Below are 18853 nucleotides of genomic sequence, written 5' to 3' on the forward strand. Positions count from 1 at the left end.
GGCACGAGCCGTACGCCTCATCGCTCCAGCGAGCCACGCGTGGTTCTCTTCGGGCCCGCCCCTGGCTGGCACGGACACCGGGAACAACGAAGCCGCAAGGAGCGCGTCACGCGCCGTACGGGTGAGAGGGGATGCGTACGTCTGTGCCCGGAACGCGGATTCAGGCCGGGAGGGGGCTCAGGCCGGGAGGGGGCTCAGGCCGGGGAAGGGGGTCAGGCCGGGGAAGGGGGTCAGATCCTGCCCCGGCACAGTTCGAGGAGCGTCATCGCCAGGGCCGTGCCGGGCTTGCCGAGCGCCTCGCGGTAGTGGGCGAGGACCTCCATCTCGCGGGAGAGGTTCACCCGACGGCCGCCGGAGGAGATCCGGGCGTCCTGGATGACGGCGGAGACCGCCATCCGTTCCTGGATCAGACCGATGATCCGGTCGTCGAGCGCGTCGATGCGCTCCCGGGCGCCGGTGATCACATCGGCGGCGTCGGCCGTGCGGGCGCCGGTGATGTCGAGGTCGGTCGGGGTGGTCATGAGGGCTCCTCGGGGGAGGGGCCCCGGACCGGCACGGCCCGGAGAACGCCAGGCGCCCCGGACCTTGTTGGCCCGGGGCGCCTGGTGAGTGGCTTGTCAGTTGCTCAAGCAGCACGTCCATGGCAGCCGGCGGGCCGGTTGCCATAGGTAAAGACGGAGGTCTGGTGCGTGAGCATGAGCCAAGTATGCCGCGCCCCGCGGGGACGTCCAAGCCGGTTCGCATCCTGAGACGGGGGCCGCCGGGCCCGTTGATCCGTGGTCCTGGGCGGGGCCGCCGGGCCGGTTGATCCGTGGTCCTGGGCGGGGGCACCGGCGGCTGACCCGTGGACCTGGGACGCCGGTCACCGGCGGCTGACCCGTGGACCTGAGACAGGGGTCACCGGCGGCTGTTCCCGGAAGCGGGGAGCCAGCTGTGGCCGCCCCGTAGAATCGGTGGCACAGCCCTTTTCAAGCCGCCGGAAGGCAACCCGTGTCACCAGCGACCCCCGCCGCCGCCCCCGACACCGTCCTGGTCGTCGACTTCGGCGCGCAGTACGCCCAGCTCATCGCCCGACGCGTCCGCGAGGCGCGGGTCTACAGCGAGATCGTGCCGAGCACCATGCCGGTGGCGGAGATGCTCGCCAAGAACCCGGCGGCGATCATCCTCTCCGGCGGCCCCTCGTCGGTGTACGCGGAGAGCGCCCCGCGCCTGGACCGCGAGATCTTCGAGTCCGGCGTCCCCGTCTTCGGCATGTGCTACGGCTTCCAGCTGATGGCCCAGACCCTCGGCGGCACCGTCGACAACACCGGCGCCCGCGAGTACGGCCGTACGCCGCTGCACGTCTCCAAGGCGTCGTCCACCCTCTTCGAGGGCACCCCGGACGAGCAGTCCGTGTGGATGTCCCACGGCGACGCCTGCTCCGCCGCCCCCGAGGGCTTCACCGTCACCGCGTCCACGGACGTCGTCCCGGTCGCCGCCTTCGAGAACGACACCCAGAAGCTGTACGGCGTCCAGTACCACCCCGAGGTCATGCACTCCACGCATGGCCAGCAGGTGCTGGAGCACTTCCTGTACCGCGGCGCGGGCCTCAAGCCCAACTGGACCACCGGCAACGTCATCGACGAGCAGGTCGAGGCGATCCGCGCCCAGGTCGGCGACAAGCGGGCGATCTGCGGACTGTCCGGCGGTGTGGACTCCGCGGTCGCCGCCGCCCTCGTCCAGAAGGCCATCGGCTCCCAGCTGACCTGCGTGTACGTCGACCACGGCCTGATGCGCAAGGGCGAGACCGAGCAGGTCGAGAAGGACTTCGTGGCCGCGACCGGCGTACAGCTGAAGGTCGTGGACGCCGAGGAGCGGTTCCTGAAGGCGCTGGCCGGGGTCAGTGACCCCGAGGAGAAGCGGAAGATCATCGGCCGGGAGTTCATCCGCGTCTTCGAGCAGGCGCAGGCCGAGATCATCGCCGACGAGGGCCCGGCGGTCGAGTTCCTCGTCCAGGGCACGCTCTACCCGGACGTCGTCGAGTCCGGCGGCGGCACCGGCACCGCCAACATCAAGTCCCACCACAACGTCGGCGGACTCCCCGAGGACCTGGAGTTCCAGCTGATCGAACCGCTGCGCAAGCTGTTCAAGGACGAGGTCCGCATGGTCGGCCAGGAGCTGGGCCTGCCCGACGAGATCGTCCAGCGCCAGCCGTTCCCGGGGCCGGGCCTGGGCATCCGTATCGTCGGCGAGGTCACCAAGGAGCGGCTCGACCTGCTCCGCGAGGCCGACGCCATCGCCCGCGAGGAACTGACCGCGGCCGGGCTCGACCGGGACATCTGGCAGTGCCCGGTGGTACTGCTCGCCGACGTCCGCAGTGTTGGCGTCCAGGGCGACGGCCGCACCTACGGCCACCCGATCGTGCTGCGCCCGGTCTCCTCCGAGGACGCCATGACCGCCGACTGGTCCCGGCTGCCGTACGACGTCCTCGCGAAGATCTCCACCCGGATCACCAACGAGGTCAAGGACGTCAACCGCGTCGTCCTCGACGTCACCAGCAAGCCGCCGGGGACGATCGAGTGGGAGTAGTCCCTACGTGCGCCTGAGGGTGCGTAGGGCGCGGTCGGGCCGCCAGGCCTGCACGACCAGGTACTTGTCGTCCTCGACATAGGTCCGCACGGCCTCCGTCAGCTCGACGCGGAAGAGGTGGAACGGCTCCGGCGGTTCCACCTCTTCGCCGTACCCGGCCTTCTCCCGCGGATCCGTCACCTCCACCGCCCGCCCGGCGATCCGTACGTCCCCGCCGCCCATGCCGGTGCCCTCGCCCGGGTTGGCCTGGAGCGCGAAGCGCCCGTCGCGGCGCAGGTCCAGCGCCTTCAGCGAGTCGGGCATCATGCCGAGCCACAGCTCGCCGTGGAGGAAGCGCACCTCCAGGCCCGTTGTGCGCGGGGAGCCGTCCTTGCGCAGGGTCGCCAGGACATGGTGCGTGTACGCGCCGAAGCGCTCCTCTACCGTGCGGGCCAGCTCGGGTTCGGCCGCGGCGAACGCCGCCCAGTTCGTAGCCATGGCAGCAGTGTCCCGCCGATACCGGACATCCCCTGTCACGTATCGGGTACCCGTGTCGCGGACGCGCGCCAAAGCCCGCGTTGCCCTGTCATCCTCGGCTGACCGACGGTACCTTCCCGCCCGTGACGGAACCCAGCGCCGGAGGACCCATGCTCGGGCCCAACCCCCCACGCCCCCTGCCCACCGACCAACTGCGGTTCGCCATGCCGCCGATGTACGACTCGGTCGAGGACGAGCGGCAGCACCGCAAGGAACGCCTCGCGGGCGCGCTCAGGATCTTCGGGCGGTACGGCCTGGAGGACGGGGTGTCCGGGCACATCACCGCGCGCGACCCGGAGTTCTCCGACTGCTTCTGGGTCAACCCGTTCGGGCTGTCGTTCAACCATGTCACCGTCAGCGACCTGGTCCTCGCCAACCAGGACGGCCAGGTCGTCGACGGCAAGTACCACGTCAACCAGGCCGCCTTCACCGTGCACGCCCAGGTGCACGCCGCCCGCCCCGACGTCGTCGCCGTCGCCCACTGCCACTCCGTGCACGGCCGCGCCCTGTCCGCCCTCGGCGAGCTGCTCGACCCGATCACCCAGGAGAGCTGCGCCTTCTACGAGGACCACGCCCTGTACGACTCCTACAGCGGCGTCACCGTCGACACCGGGGAGGGCCGCCGGATCGCCGCCGCGCTCGGCTCGGGCAAGGCGCTGGTGCTGCGCAACCACGGACTGCTGACGGTCGGCGGCTCGGTGGACGCGGCGGCCTGGTGGTTCCTGTCCATGGAACGCTCCTGCCAGGTGCAGCTCACCGCCCGCGCGGCGGGCCGCCCCGTCCTCATCGACCACAAGCTGGCGGTCGCCACCCGGGAACAGCTCGGCGGCGACCTGGTGGCGTGGATCAACTACCAGCCGCTGTGGCAGGAGATCAGCCGCAGTGAACCGGACCTGCTGAGCTGAGCCCGCCCCGGGCGCGCTCAGAAGTCCCGCAGCACCGCCGCCTTCGTGCGCGCGAACTCCTCGTCGGTGAGCACCCCGTCCCGGTGCAGCTCGCCCAGTTCCCGCAGACGGCGCAGCAGTACGTCGTGACGGTCGGCCGGGGGCGGCAGCGCGGCCGTCGGCTGGTGGGGAAGGCGGGCGAGAGGGCGGCCGGCACGGGTGGAGGGGTGCGGCAGCCGGGCGGTGACGGCGGTGGCGACCAGCGCGGTGAGCAGGTCGCGGCGGGCGCTGCCCCACAGGTCCAGGGCGTGCGGGTCCTTCTCGGGCGGCAGCTTGGAGTAGGCCGTCTCCCGGGTCACGAAACGCAGGAAGCCGTTCTCGTAGCCGGTGTTGGGCAGCCACTCGACCTGCACCAGATCACTTAGGCCGAGGATCCGCGGGCCGGTCGCGCGTTTGACCCGGTCGGAGGTGTCGCTCCAGTCGATCCGCACCTGGCTGCCGTCGAAGGAGACCGTGCCGTCGGAGGACCGCACCGACACCGGGACCGGAGGACCGGGCAGCAGGAAGGACGTGGTGGGTTCCTTGGGAACCCGGTCCAGGAGGAGCGCCCGATGGATCTCCTCCGCCACGTACTCGGCGACCCCGGCCCGGTCCAGGTGCACCGTCAGCCGGTAGGGGTCGGCAGGGTCGGGCAGCCGCCCACCGGTCGCCTGGAGCAACGGGTCGGCGCCCTCGCGCAGCCGGAGCCGGAGCCGTCCGCGCCTGCGTTCGGGTTCGAAGACGACACCGGACACGGCGTCCAGCGGCACCGCGATCTCCCCGTACGACTGCCGGAATAGCGGTACGGAGCGGTGGAGTCCCGGCGTGATCCTGATCGTCGTGCCGTCGAAGGCCCAGGTCCCGTCACGCTGGATGATCTCGGCCATACGTCAGATTCTCGCAGGGGGGTCAACACGGCGACCGCTCCTTCACCCTCATGAGTCCCCGACGACCCCCGACCTGCCGGGCGTGCCGCACGTGGCATAGGGCACAATTCGCAGACGTCATATGGGAGTTGCGGTGTGATTCGGCCGGTGGGGAAGGCGGTTGCGGGGCGTGGCGGTGCAGGAGGCGAGACAGGGCGCGGACGCGGACGCGCGCGGGGCTGCCCACGGCGGCGGCTGTACGTGCGGGGACTGTCCGCACGGGGCGCGGGAGGGGCACCGGCGGGCGGTCGCCGCGTTCCTGCTGCGACGCGACGAGTTCGCCGCCGGGCAGGGGCTGCCCGCCGCGGTGGCCCACTCGGCCGGAGCCTCCCGCCAGTGGGTCTCGGACGAGCTGACCCAGTCCGCCCAGCTCGTCGCCGAACGCGGCCGTGCCGAGGGCGGCGCCTGGCTGGCCGGACTGTGGCGGCGCACCGCCTGTGCGGTGTGGGCGGGCGTCGTCCTGCTGCTGCTCGTCCAGGCGCTCACCGCGATCGGCACCGGCTGGACGGCCGCCCGCACCGCCGGTCTCGCCGCCGCGCTGCTGCTGGCCGCCGCGCTCACCGCGGCCTCCTGGTACCACCGGGCGCGCGGCGGTGCGCTGGCCCCCGTCATCGGTGACGACAACCGCCTGTCCACGTCCCGCGCGGTGGCCGCCGTCTGGGTGCTGTTCGTGGCCTACTCCGTTCTGGTGCTGGTGGGACGGCTGGCCGCGGCCTCCGGGTCCGCCGAGCGCGACGCGCTGATCGACGGGCTCGAACTCGCCCGCGGCGCGGGCGTGGTGACCGTGCTCGCGGTGGTGTGCGCGATCGCGGTGCTGGTGCGGCGGGTGGTCGGGGTACGGGTGCTCGGGCAGCGGCTCCAGAAGGTGCGCGCGCACCGCCCTCGTGCCGCCGACCTGCTGACCGACGACTCCGGCCGGGGCACCTTCGGCGACATCCAGTACGTCGTCATCAGCGCCGTCGCCCTGCTGTTCGCGGCGGTACGGCTGGCCCGCCGCCCCGATCAGCTGCCCGACCTGCCCTGGGGGCTCGCCGTGGTGGTGCTGGTGTCCGCCGCGACCTACTTCGCCGGGAAGTACGCCGAGGGCGGGCGTCCCGTCATCCTCTCCGTGGTGCGGGCCCGGGAGGCGGGCGACCTGGACGCCCCGATCCGCACCGGCGAGGACATCGAGATCCGCGGCGCCGGTTTTGTACCGCCCGGCGCCGGGACCGCCGACCGGCTGTCCCGCATGGTCGTCCGGGTCGGCGCCGTCCATGTCCATGTCCCCCTCGTCCCCGTCTCCGGTGGCTTCAGCAACCCCACGGACAACCTGCTCACCGTCCCCGTACCGGTGGATGTCGAGCCGGGGAAGGTGGAGGTGCGGGTGGTGACGGCGGCCGGGGTGGAGACCGGGGCGTATGTGATCGATGTGACGGAGTGAGTGCGCGTCGCGGCGGTCCGGGCGCGGCGATTTTCGGTGGTTGAAGGTTGAGCGGTATCTCCCCGGCGTGCGTATGGTCGTGCGTACGGTCATGTGCACGGTCGTGTGTACGGTCTTCGGCGGAGAGGCGGCGGTAGCGATGGCACATGGGTTCCCCCCGGACACGCGCACTCCCCCTCTCGACGGTGGCGGCGGGTGGCGGGACACCGCCACCCGCTATGCCCTCCTTCCCTTGCGGATCTTCCTCGGCGTCACCTTCGTCTACGCCGGACTCGACAAGCTCACCGACAGCGCCTTCATGCAGGACTCCGGCGCGGGCTCGATCGGCGACCTGATGCGCGGCGTCCGCGACTCCTCCGCCATCCCCGCCCTGGTCGACCTCGCCCTGGAGAGCCCCGTCGGCTTCGGCTACGCCATCGCCTTCGGTGAACTCGCCGTCGGCATCGGCACCCTCCTCGGTCTGCTCGCCCGCCTCGCCGCCCTCGGCGGAGCGCTGATCTCCCTCAGCCTGTGGCTCACCGTCAGCTGGGCCTCCGACCCCTACTACTACGGCAACGATCTCGCCTATCTGATGGCCTGGCTGCCCCTCGTCCTCGCCGGTGCGCCGATGCTGTCGCTGGACGCGGCGTGGCGGGCGCGGCGGCAGCGGCGGGGGAGCGAGTACGCCTGAGGCGACGGGCCCGCGCCCGGGCACGGCGGAGGGCGGTCAGCTGCCGTGCTGGTGTGGTGTGGCGGCGGGTATGTGAGAGCCCGGCGTCGGCCCGGAGCCGGGGGTGTCCGTGCGGCCCGACCGGCGGTTGCGGCGGATGCCGCGGGCCAGCCCGCCCACGGCGCCCGCCAGGCAGAGGCCGCCCATGACGAGCGGGACGGCCACGAACCACGGTGCTTCCCAGGCGCCGCCCGCGTCACCGGCGTAGACGACGCCCGCGGCGATCAGGAAGAAACCGGCGACCAGCCGTCCGGGCTGGAACTCATGACGTAGCACGGCTCACCTCCACCTGTCCGATGCCGACTTCGAGATCGAGGTCGAGCGTGCCGCCCGCGTCCCCCGCTCCCTTGGGCGGGTTCAGGGTCGTCTCCTGATACCTGCCCGGCTGCACATCCACGTCCTGCCGCTTCTCGCCGGGCAGCTGGATGTCGCCCACTCCGACCTCCATGGTCACCTTGACGGTCGCGTCCCGGGGGACGATCACCCGCAGCCGCCCGAGGCCCACCTCGGCGCTGGTGGTCACGGTCCGGTCCTCGGCGAGGTCCAGCCCGGACAGGTCCAGCGTGCCGACGCCGGTGCCCAGCTCGTACTTCGGCCGGACCTCCGACACCGCCGTGGGCTCCCAGGTCGTGCGTATCCAGTGGGTGCTGATGTCCTTCGGTACAGCCGCCGAGGAGGCGAGGAGGCCCGCCGTGATGACCGCGACGAAGATCGACCCCACCCCCGTGCGCCCCAGGAAGGCGCTGACCGCGATGCCCAGGCCGAGCACCACGAGCATGGCGGACAGACCGGTCTGGAGGCTGGTGCCGAGCGGCTGGTGCTCCCAGGTCAGGGCGGTGCCGAGGCTGCCCGCGAGCAGGGCGAGCAGGACGACCCACCCGCCCGTGCGGCGCGGGCCGCGCGGCTTCGGCGGCTGCCCGCGCCAGGTGCCCGGGGGCGCCGCGGCACCGCGGCCGACGCCCCGGCCGATGTTGACGGCCGCCGCTATGTCCCGGTCCTGGGAGTCCGGCGGTCCCCACAGATAGCCGGTGCCGCCGACATGCTTGCCGTCCTTGACGATCGGGTCGCGCCACCAGGAGGGGTAGGCAGCGGGGACCGGCGGCGCCTGCGCCTCCGGCGGGGCGTCGGCGGCGGCCTGCGCGGCCAGGGGATCGGGGTCCGGGGCGTCGCGGTGCTGCGACCAGTACCCCGCGCCGGCCAGGAGCAGGGAGAGGACGACGGCGAAGGTCAGCACACCGCCGTTGTGCAGCATCGACAGGAAGACCCCGCAGCCGACCAGCGCGAACAGCACGGCCGCGAGCGCCTGGCCGTCCACGCGGCCGGTGAGGAGCTTGCGGACCTCGTTCTCCTCGTCGTCCTCGTACGGGACGAAGAGCCAGGCGAAGCCGTAGAAGATGAGGCCGATGCCGCCGGTCGCGGAGAGCACGGCGAGCGTGATCCGGAAGATCACCGGGTCCATGTGGCAGCGCCGCCCGAGGCCCGAGCAGACCCCCGCCAGCATCTTGTGCCGCCGGTCGCGGCGGAACCTGCGGAACGCCTCGATCATGTCGGTCTCGGCGGCCGGGTCCGGCGGTGCCGCTTCTTCGTGCGCGCGTTCCCGCGCCCGCTCGTGCGCGCGCGGTTCCTCACCTGCGGCGGCCGCGGCTGCCGCGTCGGACGGGGGCCCCGCCTCGGGCACGGCGTCCGCGGCGTGCTGGTGATCAGTCATGAGTCCATGGTGACGGGCGAGCCGCCGCAGCGGCAGTCGGATCGACCCTGGCCGAACCCTGAAATCGCCCCTGAGCCGACGCGGGGGAAGCGTTCGAGGCCCGGCGCCGCCGACCGCCCGCGAAGATCAGGGGCGTCTCGGGGACGGACCCTGATGCCCGGGCCCGCCCGGCGTGTGACCATCGTTGGCATGCCGGAAGCCGCAGCAGCGCCAGTCATGTCACCGCGGCCGCCGCGCAAGCTCTACCGCAGCAGCGACGGACGCTGGCTCGGTGGCGTGGCGCGGGGGCTCGCCGGGCATCTCGGGCTGCCCGTGATCTGGGTGCGCCTGGTCTTCGTCGGCCTGTTCATGGCCGACGGCCTCGGCGCGCTGCTCTACGCCGCGTTCTGGTTCTTCGTCCCGCTGGGCGTGGGCGGCGTCGAGGCCCAGCGGCCCCCCTCCCTCGTCCACACGGAGACCTCCCCCGACGGACGGCGCAGGATCGTCGCCCGCAAGCCGGACCGGGGCCAGATGGTCGCCCTGCTCCTCATGGTCGTCGTGGCCATGGTCTTCGTGGGCAATGTGAACCTCGGCAGCGGAGCGCAGGCCTATCTCTGGCCCACCGTGCTCGTCGGCGCGGGCGTCGCCCTGGTCTGGCGGCAGGCCGACAACGCCCGCCGGGCCCGCTGGGTCGAGGTCGGCCGCCGTCGCCGTACGCTGACGCTGCTGCGCGCGGGCGCCGGTGTCCTGCTGGTCACGGCCGGTGTCACCGGCATCTTCGTGCTGAAGGGGTCCGCGGCCCACCTGGGCTCGGTCCTCCAGGCCGCCCTCGCCGTCCTCGTCGGGATAACGCTCCTCGCCGGTCCCTATCTGGTCCGTATGACCCAGGACCTCTCCGAGGAGCGTCTGATGCGCATCCGCGCCCAGGAGCGCGCCGAGGTCGCCGCCCATGTCCATGACTCGGTGCTGCACACCCTGACCCTGATCCAGCGCAACGCCGACAACCCGGGCGAGGTGCGCCGTCTCGCCCGCGCCCAGGAGCGCGACCTGCGCACCTGGCTGTACAAGCCGGAGGGCACCGGCAAGGACGAGGCCGACGAGCCCACCACCCTCGCCGACGCGGTCCGGCGCAACGCCGCGGAGGTGGAGGACAAGCACGGCGTCCCGCTGGAGGTCGTCGTGGTGGGCGACTGCCCCCTCGACGAGAGGATCGCCGCCCAGATGCAGGCCGCACGCGAGGCGATGGTGAACGCCGCCAAGTACGGTGGCGAGGGCGGAGCCGTCCAGGTCTACGCCGAGGTCGAGGGGAAGACGGTCTTCGTGTCCGTCAGGGACCGCGGCCCCGGCTTCGACCTCGACTCCATACCCGCCGACCGCATGGGCGTTAGAGAATCGATCATCGGCCGCATGGAGCGCAACGGCGGCACGGCGCGGCTGCGCGCGGTGCCGGACGGCGGCACGGAGGTCGAGCTGGAGATGGAGAGGGCGGAGAAGACGTCATGAGCGACCCTTCCGAGACGAACGGCACGGCGGAGACGGCCGGGTCCGCACAGCCCGCGGGCGGCGGTGCGCCCGGGCGCCGGGTGCGGGTGGTCCTCGTCGACGACCACCGCATGTTCCGCACCGGCGTCCAGGCCGAGATCGGGCAGACCGAGCAGACCGGCGTCGAGGTGGTCGGCGAGGCCGCCGATGTCGACCAGGCGGTCACGGTGATCACGGCCACCCGCCCCGAGGTGGTCCTCCTCGATGTGCACCTGCCGGGTGGCGGCGGGGTCGAAGTGCTGCGCCGGTGCGCCGCGTTGATGGCGGACAGCGAGCAGCCCGTCCGCTTCCTCGCGCTGTCCGTGTCGGACGCCGCGGAGGACGTCATCGGAGTGATCCGGGGCGGCGCCCGCGGCTATGTCACCAAGACGATCACCGGCACCGACCTGGTCGACTCGGTCTTCCGGGTCCAGGAGGGCGACGCGGTGTTCTCCCCCCGGCTCGCCGGGTTCGTCCTGGACGCCTTCGCCTCCACCGACGCCCCGCCGGTCGACGAGGACCTGGACCGTCTCACCCAGCGCGAGCGCGAGGTGCTGCGCCTCATCGCCCGCGGCTACGCCTACAAGGAGATCGCCAAGCAGCTGTACATCTCCGTGAAGACGGTGGAGTCCCATGTCTCGGCGGTCCTGCGCAAGCTCCAGCTGTCGAACCGCCACGAGCTGACGCGGTGGGCTACGGCACGGCGGCTGGTCTGACCCGGCCCGGCCTCGCGCCCGGGGGCGCTCACACCACCCGCGTCGCCCCCGCGAACGGCATCTGGCTGATCGGTGCCAGCCGTACCGGGGACGACGGGTTCGGGGCGTGGATCATCTGGCCGCCGCCGACGTAGAGGCCGACGTGGCTGATGCCGGAGTAGAAGAAGACCAGGTCGCCGGGGAGGAGTTCGGAGCGGGCGACGCGGCGTCCGGCGTCGATCTGGGCGTAGGTGGTGCGGGGCAGGGAGACACCGGCGGAGCGGTAGGCGGCCTGGGTGAGGCCGGAGCAGTCGAAGGCGTCGGGACCGGTGGCGCCCCAGACGTAGGGGCTGCCGAGGGCCTGGTAGGCGTAGGAGACGGCGGCAGCCGCACGGGAGTTGGGGGCGGCCACGGGGGCCTGGAGGCCGTCTCGCGGGGCCGGGCCGCGGGAGGCGCGGTCCGGGGCGCCGCGGGGGGTGAGGCGGGCGCGCTGGTCGGCGGTCAGCCGGTCGAGCAGTTGTCGCGCCGAGTCCAGTTTGCCGGTGATGGTCCTGCGGTGGCGTTTCAGTTCGGTCTGGCGTGACCTCAGCGAGGCCAGTTCGACGCGGGCGGCGCCGCGGAGGCGCTCGATCTCGTGCAGCTGTCTGCCGACCCGGGTGACGGTGGAGGCCTGCCGGTGTCCGGCGCGTTCGGCGAAGGCGGCGCCCTCCAGATACCGGTCGGGGTCGTCGGAGAGGGCGAGTTGGAGCGCGGGATCGAGCCCGCCGGTGCGGTACTGGGCGGCGGCGGCCGAACCGAGCGAGGCCCGTGCCGAGTTGAGCCGGTCCTCCTTGCGGGCCGCCTCGTCGCGCAGTTCCGCGAGCCGGTCCTCGGCGGCCTCGGCCTTCTCCTTGGCGCCGTTGTACTTCTCGGTGGCGACCTCCGCCTCCTGGTAGAGCTTGTCCACCCTGGCCTTGATCTGCGCGGGGGTGAGATCCGGCTCGGCGTGCCCGGTGCCGTCGAAGCCCGTCGCGGTGGCCGCGCCCGCGAGGGCGAGGGTGGCGGCGGTGCGGGCCGTACCGCCGCCCGCGGGACGTTGTCGGAGCTTGCGGTGCGCTGCCACCTGGGCTGCACATCCTTTCCTACGGCCGTGAGGGCGGGGGGCGCGTCCGGCGGCGGCCCGCACAGGGGGGAGCGGGCCGCCGCCGGACCTTCTCGGCGGGGGTGGCCGACTGCCGCCCCTGGTCCGGACGGCGTTGGGGAGCCGGTCACCTGGTCGAGGACGCTAATCCCGGGTGCGTCGGCCCGGTGACACGTTGTACGGAAGTGACGGGAGCGGACCGCGGGGTGACCGGAGATGACCGGGCGGCCCGGAGCGGGCCGTCGACTTCGCGCAGCGCGGTGACCGAAGTGCGGCATCCGGGGCCCGGACGGCCCGGCGGCTGCTATGGGCGCATATATGCAAGGGGCGCCGAGGGCGGGCGGAGAGGGAGGGCCGGTGTCGGACGGCGCCGGGGCCGTGATTAGGCTCCGGCCCCATGGACGTACTCATCCACCTCTTCGTCGGTCTGCACATCATCGGTATCGCCGCGCTGCTCGGCGGCTTCCTCACCCAGATGAAGGCGATGGGGCAGGGCACCGCCCGCTTCGTCCCCGCGATGCTGCACGGCGCCCTGACGATGCTGGTCACGGGGGTGGTCCTGGTCGGTCTGAACCAGGCCGACGACCGGACCGTGGACAACATCAAGATCGGCGTGAAGCTGGCCCTGCTGATCGTGATCCTCGGCCTCGTCTATGTGAAGCGCGACGACGAGAAGGTGGACAAGGGCCTGTTCGGCCTGGTCGGCCTGCTGACCACGGCGAACATCTTCATCGCCGTGCTCTGGACCTGACGTCCCGGTCCAGGGGCCCTGTCCGTGCCGGGCCCCTGGAGCGCCGTCGTCAGGCGGGCCGCACCACGCTGTGGATCGACGACTCGCCGTCGTAGTAGATCGACTCCTCGCGGACGTAGGTGCCGGGCTTCGGGGCGTGGATCATCATGCCGTTGCCGATGTAGATGCCGACGTGGGTGACATCGTCGTAGAAGAAGACCAGGTCACCGGGCTGGGCGCTGGAGACGGGGACCGTCGTTCCGGCGTTGACCTGGTCGTAGGTGGTGCGCGGCAGGGAGATCCCGGCGGCGTTCCAGGCGGCCTGGGTGAGGCCCGAGCAGTCGTAGGAGTCGGGGCCGGTGGCGCCCCAGACGTACGGCTTGCCGATCTGGGCGCGGGCGAAGGCGAGCGCCTTCTCGGCCTTGGTGGTGTACGTGGAGTCGGTCGAGGAACCGGTCGAGGTGCCCGTGGAGGTGTCGGTCGAGCCGGTGGAGCCCGTCGAGCCGGAGGTGCCGGTCTCCTGCTCCTCGGCCTGCTGGGCCGCCGCGGCCTCCTCCTGGCGCTGCTGCTCCTCCGCCTGCTGACGGGCCAGCTCCGCCGCCTTGCGCTCGGCCTCCTCCTGCTTCTTCTTCTCGATGGCCGCGAGGCGGGCCTTCTCCTCGGCGGTCAGCTCCGACAGCAGCTCGCGCGCGTCGGCGAGCTTCTTCTGCACGGTGGTCTTGGCCGTCTGGAGGTCGCTCTGCGACTCGGTGAGCGTGGCGAGGCTCTCGGTGGCCTCCTGCCGCTTCTCCATCGTCGCCGTCTGCTCGGCGAAGTAGTCGTCGACCGCCGCCTTCTGGCTGCCGGTGAGCCGGTTCATCAGCTGGGTCTGGTCGAAGTAGTCCTGCGGTGAGTCCGCGAGCAGGAAGGTGGCGGTGTCCGGGGCGGCGGCGCCGGTGCGGTACTGGGCGGCGGCGTAGGAGCCGAGTTCCTCACGCGCGTCGTTGAGCTTCTGGGTGCGCTTGGCGACGTCGTCGAGGAGGGTGTCGACCTGCTTGCGCTGCTTCGCGGTCTTCTCCTTGGCCGCGTTGTACTTCTCGGTCGCCGACTCGGCCTGACGGTACAGGTCGTCGACCTTCTTCTCGACCTCCTCCAGGCTCGGGCGGTCGTCGTCCGAGGGGGAGGCGTTGGCCGTCTGCGAGAGCAGCGCGACCGAGGTGAGGGCAGCGGTGGCCAGCGCGGGGGTCCGTATGCCCGCCACGCGGCTGCCCGCGGGACGAGACTTGCGGTGCGACGCCAAGGGAGGCGACTCCTTCCATCGGCCGCCTACCGGGTTAGCTGTCGGGTTCGGGCGGGTGGCTCGGAAGGGTTGCCCTACGGCCGCTCCTCGGGGAAGGAGTGGGCCGATTCACCCCGGGGGATCTGTGGGTCCCCGGCTCCGGCCGCTGCCGCTCGGGCACGCCGGACTCGGCGGAGGCCGCGCGGCCCGGCGACGTTCGCCGGTGGGGGTCGTGCGGCCCGCTCGGCACGGTAGCCAACTCGTGTGGCGGCTGTGAAGGTTGGTGGGTGATATGCCCGATACATTTTCGTGACCTTATCCGGAACGTCGCTCACCGTGTCCGCTGCTGAGTGATCCGTGACGGAACTCCGGCCAGGTCCCGTCCGTTGCGGGGGTGTCAGCGGTGTCAGCGGTGTCAGCGGTGTCAGCGGTGACACGGAGGGTGTGGGGAAGCGGGCGGATCCGTGACCGGCATCCGGCCACCGGTTGTCAGTGCGGCGCCCTAGACTCGGAGAGCGATGAGCAGCCTCTTTGACGACAGCTTCCTGGCGGACCTCCAGGCCCAGCGCGGCCCCCTGGACGAACCCCCGCCGCCCGAGGACGATCATGTTCCGGAACCGATCCCGGACGATCTGTTCGGCGGGAAGTTCGACGCGCCCCCGGACCGGGAGGCCTACTACCGCGACGGCGCCCCGCGCCCCGTCCTGGACTCCACCACACTCCTGGAGGGGCTGAACGACAACCAGCGGGCCGCTGTCGTGCACGCCGGTTCCCCCCTGCTCATCGTCGCCGGAGCCGGTTCCGGCAAGACCCGGGTGCTCACCCACCGCATCGCCTATCTGCTCGCCGAGCGGGACGTGCACCCCGGACAGATCCTCGCGATCACCTTCACCAACAAGGCCGCGGGCGAGATGAAGGAGCGCGTCGAGCAGCTCGTCGGCCCGCGCGCGGGCGCGATGTGGGTGATGACCTTCCACAGTGCCTGTGTGCGCATCCTGCGCCGCGAGAGCAAGCGGCTCGGCTTCACCTCGTCCTTCTCGATCTACGACGCCGCCGACTCCAAGCGCCTGATGGCCCTGGTCTGCCGTGACCTGGACCTCGACCCCAAGCGCTTCCCGCCCAAGTCCTTCAGCGCCAAGATCAGCAACCTGAAGAACGAGCTGATCGACGAGGAGGACTTCGCCGCCCAGGCCACCGACGGTTTCGAGAAGACCCTCGCCCAGGCCTACGCCCTGTACCAGTCGCGTCTGCGCGAGGCCAACGCCCTCGACTTCGACGACCTGATCATGACGACGGTCAACCTGCTGCGCGCCTTCCCGGACGTCGCCGAGCACTACCGCCGCCGCTTCCGGCACGTCCTGGTCGACGAGTACCAGGACACCAACCACGCCCAGTACGCCCTGGTCCGTGAGCTGGTCGGCACCGTGGAGCACCCCGTCGACGTGCCGCCCGAAGCCGAGATCCCGCCCGCCGAGCTGTGCGTGGTCGGTGACGCCGACCAGTCGATCTACGCCTTCCGCGGCGCGACCATCCGCAACATCCTCCAGTTCGAGGAGGACTACCCGGACGCGACGACGATCCTGCTGGAGCAGAACTACCGCTCCACCCAGACCATCCTCACCGCCGCCAACGCCGTCATCGAGCGCAACGAGTCCCGCCGCCCCAAGAACCTGTGGACCAACGCGGGCGCGGGCGCCCGCATCACCGGCTACGTCGCCGACACCGAGCACGACGAGGCGCAGTTCGTCGCCGACGAGATAGACCGCCTCACCGACGCGGGCGAGGCGAAGGCCGGGGACGTCGCCGTCTTCTACCGTACGAACGCCCAGTCCCGTGTCTTCGAAGAGGTGTTCATCCGCGTCGGCCTGCCCTACAAGGTCGTCGGCGGCGTCCGCTTCTACGAGCGCAAGGAGGTCCGGGACGTCCTCGCCTATCTGCGGGTGCTCGCCAACCCGGAGGACTCCGTCCCGCTGCGCCGCATTCTCAACGTGCCCAAGCGCGGCATCGGCGACCGGGCCGAGGCCATGATCGACGCGCTCTCGCAGCGCGAGAAGATCAGCTTCCCGCAGGCGCTGCGCCGCGTCGACGAGGCCTACGGCATGGCCGCGCGGTCCACCAACGCCGTCAAGCGGTTCAACACGCTGATGGAGGACCTCCGTACGATCGTCGAGTCGGGCGCCGGCCCCGCGACCATCCTGGAGGCGGTGCTCGAACGCACCGGCTACCTGGCCGAGTTGCAGGCGTCCACCGACCCGCAGGACGAGACCCGGATCGAGAACCTCCAGGAACTCGCCGCCGTGGCGATGGAGTTCGAGCAGGAGCGCGGCGAAGGGGAGTCCGGCACGCTGGCCGACTTCCTGGAGCAGGTCGCGCTGGTCGCCGACTCCGACCAGATCCCCGACGAGGAGGACGGCGACGGCGTCATCACCCTGATGACCCTGCACACGGCCAAGGGCCTGGAGTTCCCGGTGGTCTTCCTGACCGGCATGGAGGACGGCGTCTTCCCGCACATGCGCGCCCTCGGCCAGACCAAGGAACTGGAGGAGGAGCGGCGCCTCGCCTACGTCGGTATCACCCGCGCGCGCGAGCGGCTCTACCTCACCCGGTCCGCGATGCGCAGCGCCTGGGGCCAGCCGCAGTACAACCCGCCGTCCCGCTTCCTGGAGGAGATCCCCGGCCGGCACGTCGACTGGAAGCGCACCGGCGCCACCGCGGCCCCGGCGGGCCCGGTCTCCGGTGTCGCCGCTTCGCTGTCGTCGTCCCGTTCCCGCTCGTCGGCGTCGGGGGCGTCCGGGTTCGCCACCCGCAGGACCGCGGAGAAGCCGGTGGTCTCGCTGGCCGTCGGGGACCGCGTGACCCACGACCAGTTCGGCCTCGGCACGGTGGTCGCCGTGAAGGGCACGGGGGCGAACGCCGAGGCGACGATCGACTTCGGCGACACCAAGCCCAAGCGACTGCTGCTGCGGTACGCGCCGGTGGAGAAGCTCTAGCCGCGTCCGATGTGTGAGGGGAGGCCCCTGCCGACGGGCGGGGGCTTCTCAAGGGGAACGTTACGGCGGGGGCGTTACGACGGGTTCAGGCCGTGACTGCGCAGCCAGGCCAGCGGGTCGATCGCGGAGCCGCCGCCGGGGCGGACCTCGAAGTGCAGGTGCGGGCCGGTCGAGTTGCCCGAGTTGCCGGAGTACGCGATCGCGTCACCGGCCTTGACCGTCGTACCGGACAGGACCTGGTAGCTGGAGAGGTGGCAGTACCACGTCTCGGTGCCGTCCATCGCGGTCACGATCATCATGTTGCCGTAGGCGCTGTTGTACTCGGTGCGCACGGTGCCGTCGGTCGCGGCCATCACGGTCGTGCCGTAGGCGACGGGGAAGTCGATGCCGGTGTGCACGGACATCCAGTTGATGCCGGACTGGCCGAAGTAGGCGCTGAGTCCGTGGTTGGCGACCGGCAGGGCGAACTTGGGGCGCAGCCGCTCCTTGCGGGCCGCCTCCGCCGCCGCCCGCTTCTGCTCGGCCTCCTGCTCGGCCTTGAGGTCGATGCGTTCCTGGGTGCGGCTGACCCGGTCGCCGAAGTCGTTGGCGTCGGCGGTGACGCCCTCCAGCTGGGCGGCCAGTTTGTCGTTGGCCACGGTCTTCTTGACCGGCGTCTCCGCCGCGGTCGCGGGCGCCTCCGGCTCGTCCTCGGCGAAGGTGCCGACCGAGGCGGCGGCGATGCCCGCCACGCCCATGACACACGCCGATGGCACGGCGACGGTCAGCAGCGCGGAGCGTTTGGCGGGGGTACGGCGCCGGGACCGGCCCGCGCGGGCGGCGGCGCGGGAGGCGGGGGCCGGGACGTGTTCTTCCTGGTCATCGAGGAGCGGCTCGGACTCGTGGTCCACGAGAGGTTCTACGGCGGGCAGTTCGCCGGTGCGGCTCAACTCGGAGTCGTCGTCTGCGGGGTGTTCCTGGTGGGCGGCGGGCGCCCCGGTATCAGGGAAGCCCTCGTGGTCGGCGGCCTGCTGCACGTAGTCGTGCTGGTAGCCGGACTCGTGGTCCTCGTGACCCTCGTACGTCTCGTGGCCGTCGTAGGCCTCGGTGCTCCGCGTGGTCTCGGGGGCGGTGCCGTCGGAGTTCCACTGCGTGGCGTCGTACGCGCCGGTGTCGTAGGCCTGCTGCTGGTTCCAGTCCCACTGCTGGGTCTGGTCGGCGGCCGGGGTGCCGGGCTGCTCGGGCTGGAGCCAGGTGCTCGCGTCCCACTGGCCGCTGCTCTCGGGGCCCGTCGTCTGGTGCGGGATCGCGCCGAGCTGCTCGTAGTCGGACGTCCAGGCGGTGGTCTCGTAGGCGCCGGTGTCGTAGGCGGCGTGGTGCTGGGCCGCGTACGGGTCGTAGTTCAGCGTCTGGTGGCTGCCGGTGGCCCACTGGGTGGCGTCGTACGCGCCGGTGGCCTGGGTGTGGTCCGGGAGCGTGCCGAAGAGGGGGTCGGCCGAGAAGGTCGCGGTCACATGGCCGGTGGCGCCGTAACCGGCGTCAAAACCAGTGGCGTTGTGGTCGCTGTACGTGGTGAAGTCACCGTACTGGGCGTCCTGGCCGCCGTAGGGCGCGTAGTGCGCGGAGGCGGCTTCGGAAGCCGAGGCCGGGGAGGTCATGATCCCCGACGGGTGACGGTCGTTCACCAACTTCTCTTTCGCCTCGACAACAGGGGCTGCCAGAGCAGTGCGGCGACTGTACCCGGCGGTACGCGGGCACGACAATCTTCGGCAGGTTTCACGCGCGCAGGAAACGGGCATTCGGCCGTGTTT

General features: G+C 71.8%; 16 protein-coding genes and 1 riboswitch. Of the genes, 8 read left to right on the forward strand and 8 right to left on the reverse strand.

The features are described from left to right. Positions 1–230 precede the first annotated feature (230 nt). Positions 231–521, reverse strand: coding sequence for a chorismate mutase (locus KBY47_RS13645; protein WP_210921337.1), 291 nt, complete (start codon positions 519–521; stop codon positions 231–233). A gap of 469 nt (positions 522–990) precedes the next feature. On the opposite strand from KBY47_RS13645, the gene guaA reads away from it, so the two are divergent. Beyond that, on the forward strand, positions 991–2568 hold the full coding sequence (gene guaA / locus KBY47_RS13650; protein WP_210921338.1) for a glutamine-hydrolyzing GMP synthase: 1578 nt from the start codon (positions 991–993) through the stop codon (positions 2566–2568). Positions 2569–2571: 3 nt separating this feature from the next. On the opposite strand, the gene KBY47_RS13655 is transcribed toward guaA, so the two are convergent. Beyond that, positions 2572–3045, reverse strand: coding sequence for a pyridoxamine 5'-phosphate oxidase family protein (locus KBY47_RS13655; protein ID WP_210921339.1), 474 nt, complete (start codon positions 3043–3045; stop codon positions 2572–2574). A gap of 149 nt (positions 3046–3194) precedes the next feature. Between KBY47_RS13655 and KBY47_RS13660 the strand changes: the two genes are divergently transcribed. Next, entirely contained in the window at positions 3195–3989 is a 795-nt protein-coding gene (locus KBY47_RS13660; protein ID WP_210921440.1) for a class II aldolase/adducin family protein, read from the forward strand. A 17-nt stretch (positions 3990–4006) separates the two neighbouring features. Here KBY47_RS13660 and KBY47_RS13665 read toward each other — a convergent pair whose 3' ends face one another. Further along, entirely contained in the window at positions 4007–4894 is an 888-nt protein-coding gene (locus tag KBY47_RS13665; protein ID WP_210921340.1) for a DUF4429 domain-containing protein, read from the reverse strand. A 169-nt stretch (positions 4895–5063) separates the two neighbouring features. Here KBY47_RS13665 and KBY47_RS13670 point away from each other — a divergent pair, with 169 nt between their 5' ends. Continuing rightward, positions 5064–6353 (forward strand): hypothetical protein, encoded by a 1290-nt coding sequence (locus KBY47_RS13670; protein ID WP_210921341.1) that lies wholly within the window; start codon positions 5064–5066, stop codon positions 6351–6353. A gap of 139 nt (positions 6354–6492) precedes the next feature. Continuing rightward, the gene (locus KBY47_RS13675) at positions 6493–7023 is read left to right on the forward strand and encodes a DoxX family membrane protein (RefSeq protein WP_210921342.1); all 531 of its coding nucleotides are present in this window, start codon (positions 6493–6495) and stop codon (positions 7021–7023) included. A gap of 36 nt (positions 7024–7059) precedes the next feature. Here KBY47_RS13675 and KBY47_RS13680 read toward each other — a convergent pair whose 3' ends face one another. Then, the gene (locus KBY47_RS13680) at positions 7060–7338 is read right to left on the reverse strand and encodes a hypothetical protein (RefSeq protein ID WP_210921343.1); all 279 of its coding nucleotides are present in this window, start codon (positions 7336–7338) and stop codon (positions 7060–7062) included. After that, a complete protein-coding gene (locus tag KBY47_RS13685) occupies positions 7325–8770 on the reverse strand; it encodes a PspC domain-containing protein (RefSeq protein WP_210921344.1) in 1446 nt (481 codons plus the stop codon). The genes KBY47_RS13680 and KBY47_RS13685 overlap by 14 nt, the downstream gene beginning before the upstream one ends. Positions 8771–8959: 189 nt before the next feature. Between KBY47_RS13685 and KBY47_RS13690 the strand changes: the two genes are divergently transcribed. Both KBY47_RS13690 and KBY47_RS13695 read left to right on the forward strand, forming a co-directional pair. Beyond that, the gene (locus KBY47_RS13690) at positions 8960–10252 is read left to right on the forward strand and encodes an ATP-binding protein (RefSeq protein WP_210921345.1); all 1293 of its coding nucleotides are present in this window, start codon (positions 8960–8962) and stop codon (positions 10250–10252) included. Then, a complete protein-coding gene (locus KBY47_RS13695) occupies positions 10249–10986 on the forward strand; it encodes a response regulator transcription factor (RefSeq protein WP_210921346.1) in 738 nt (245 codons plus the stop codon). The genes KBY47_RS13690 and KBY47_RS13695 overlap by 4 nt, the downstream gene beginning before the upstream one ends. Before the next feature lie 28 nt (positions 10987–11014). On the opposite strand, the gene KBY47_RS13700 is transcribed toward KBY47_RS13695, so the two are convergent. Further along, a complete protein-coding gene (locus tag KBY47_RS13700) occupies positions 11015–12067 on the reverse strand; it encodes a C40 family peptidase (RefSeq protein ID WP_210921347.1) in 1053 nt (350 codons plus the stop codon). A gap of 415 nt (positions 12068–12482) precedes the next feature. On the opposite strand from KBY47_RS13700, the gene KBY47_RS13705 reads away from it, so the two are divergent. Continuing rightward, positions 12483–12836: a hypothetical protein gene (locus KBY47_RS13705; RefSeq protein WP_210921348.1), complete on the forward strand. Its 354-nt coding sequence runs from the start codon at positions 12483–12485 to the stop codon at positions 12834–12836. A gap of 49 nt (positions 12837–12885) precedes the next feature. On the opposite strand, the gene KBY47_RS13710 is transcribed toward KBY47_RS13705, so the two are convergent. Beyond that, positions 12886–14094, reverse strand: a complete 1209-nt coding sequence (locus tag KBY47_RS13710; RefSeq protein ID WP_210921349.1) for a C40 family peptidase — start codon at positions 14092–14094, stop codon at positions 12886–12888. A 7-nt stretch (positions 14095–14101) separates the two neighbouring features. Continuing rightward, positions 14102–14277: riboswitch (cyclic di-AMP (ydaO/yuaA leader) on the reverse strand. 314 nt (positions 14278–14591) lie between these two features. On the opposite strand from KBY47_RS13710, the gene pcrA reads away from it, so the two are divergent. Then, the gene (pcrA, locus tag KBY47_RS13715; protein WP_210921350.1) at positions 14592–17063 is read left to right on the forward strand and encodes a DNA helicase PcrA; all 2472 of its coding nucleotides are present in this window, start codon (positions 14592–14594) and stop codon (positions 17061–17063) included. Between the two features lie 74 nt (positions 17064–17137). Here pcrA and KBY47_RS13720 read toward each other — a convergent pair whose 3' ends face one another. Beyond that, on the reverse strand, positions 17138–18841 hold the full coding sequence (locus tag KBY47_RS13720; protein ID WP_210921351.1) for a M23 family metallopeptidase: 1704 nt from the start codon (positions 18839–18841) through the stop codon (positions 17138–17140). Positions 18842–18853 lie beyond the last annotated feature (12 nt).

This window comes from Streptomyces sp. B93, from assembly GCF_018070565.1.
Taxonomy (GTDB): domain Bacteria; phylum Actinomycetota; class Actinomycetes; order Streptomycetales; family Streptomycetaceae; genus Streptomyces.

Excerpts from the sequence above, each read along its gene's own strand:
- KBY47_RS13645 (WP_210921337.1), bottom strand. The coding sequence starts at position 521 with ATGACCACCCCGACCGACCTCGACATCACCGGCGCCCGCACGGCCGAC.
- KBY47_RS13655 (WP_210921339.1), bottom strand. The coding sequence starts at position 3,045 with ATGGCTACGAACTGGGCGGCGTTCGCCGCGGCCGAACCCGAGCTGGCC.
- KBY47_RS13660 (WP_210921440.1), top strand. The coding sequence starts at position 3,195 with ATGCTCGGGCCCAACCCCCCACGCCCCCTGCCCACCGACCAACTGCGG.
- KBY47_RS13665 (WP_210921340.1), bottom strand. The coding sequence starts at position 4,894 with ATGGCCGAGATCATCCAGCGTGACGGGACCTGGGCCTTCGACGGCACG.
- KBY47_RS13675 (WP_210921342.1), top strand. The coding sequence starts at position 6,493 with ATGGCACATGGGTTCCCCCCGGACACGCGCACTCCCCCTCTCGACGGT.
- KBY47_RS13685 (WP_210921344.1), bottom strand. The coding sequence starts at position 8,770 with ATGACTGATCACCAGCACGCCGCGGACGCCGTGCCCGAGGCGGGGCCC.
- KBY47_RS13690 (WP_210921345.1), top strand. The coding sequence starts at position 8,960 with ATGCCGGAAGCCGCAGCAGCGCCAGTCATGTCACCGCGGCCGCCGCGC.
- KBY47_RS13695 (WP_210921346.1), top strand. The coding sequence starts at position 10,249 with ATGAGCGACCCTTCCGAGACGAACGGCACGGCGGAGACGGCCGGGTCC.
- KBY47_RS13705 (WP_210921348.1), top strand. The coding sequence starts at position 12,483 with ATGGACGTACTCATCCACCTCTTCGTCGGTCTGCACATCATCGGTATC.
- pcrA (WP_210921350.1), top strand. The coding sequence starts at position 14,592 with ATGAGCAGCCTCTTTGACGACAGCTTCCTGGCGGACCTCCAGGCCCAG.
- KBY47_RS13720 (WP_210921351.1), bottom strand. The coding sequence starts at position 18,841 with ATGCCCGTTTCCTGCGCGCGTGAAACCTGCCGAAGATTGTCGTGCCCG.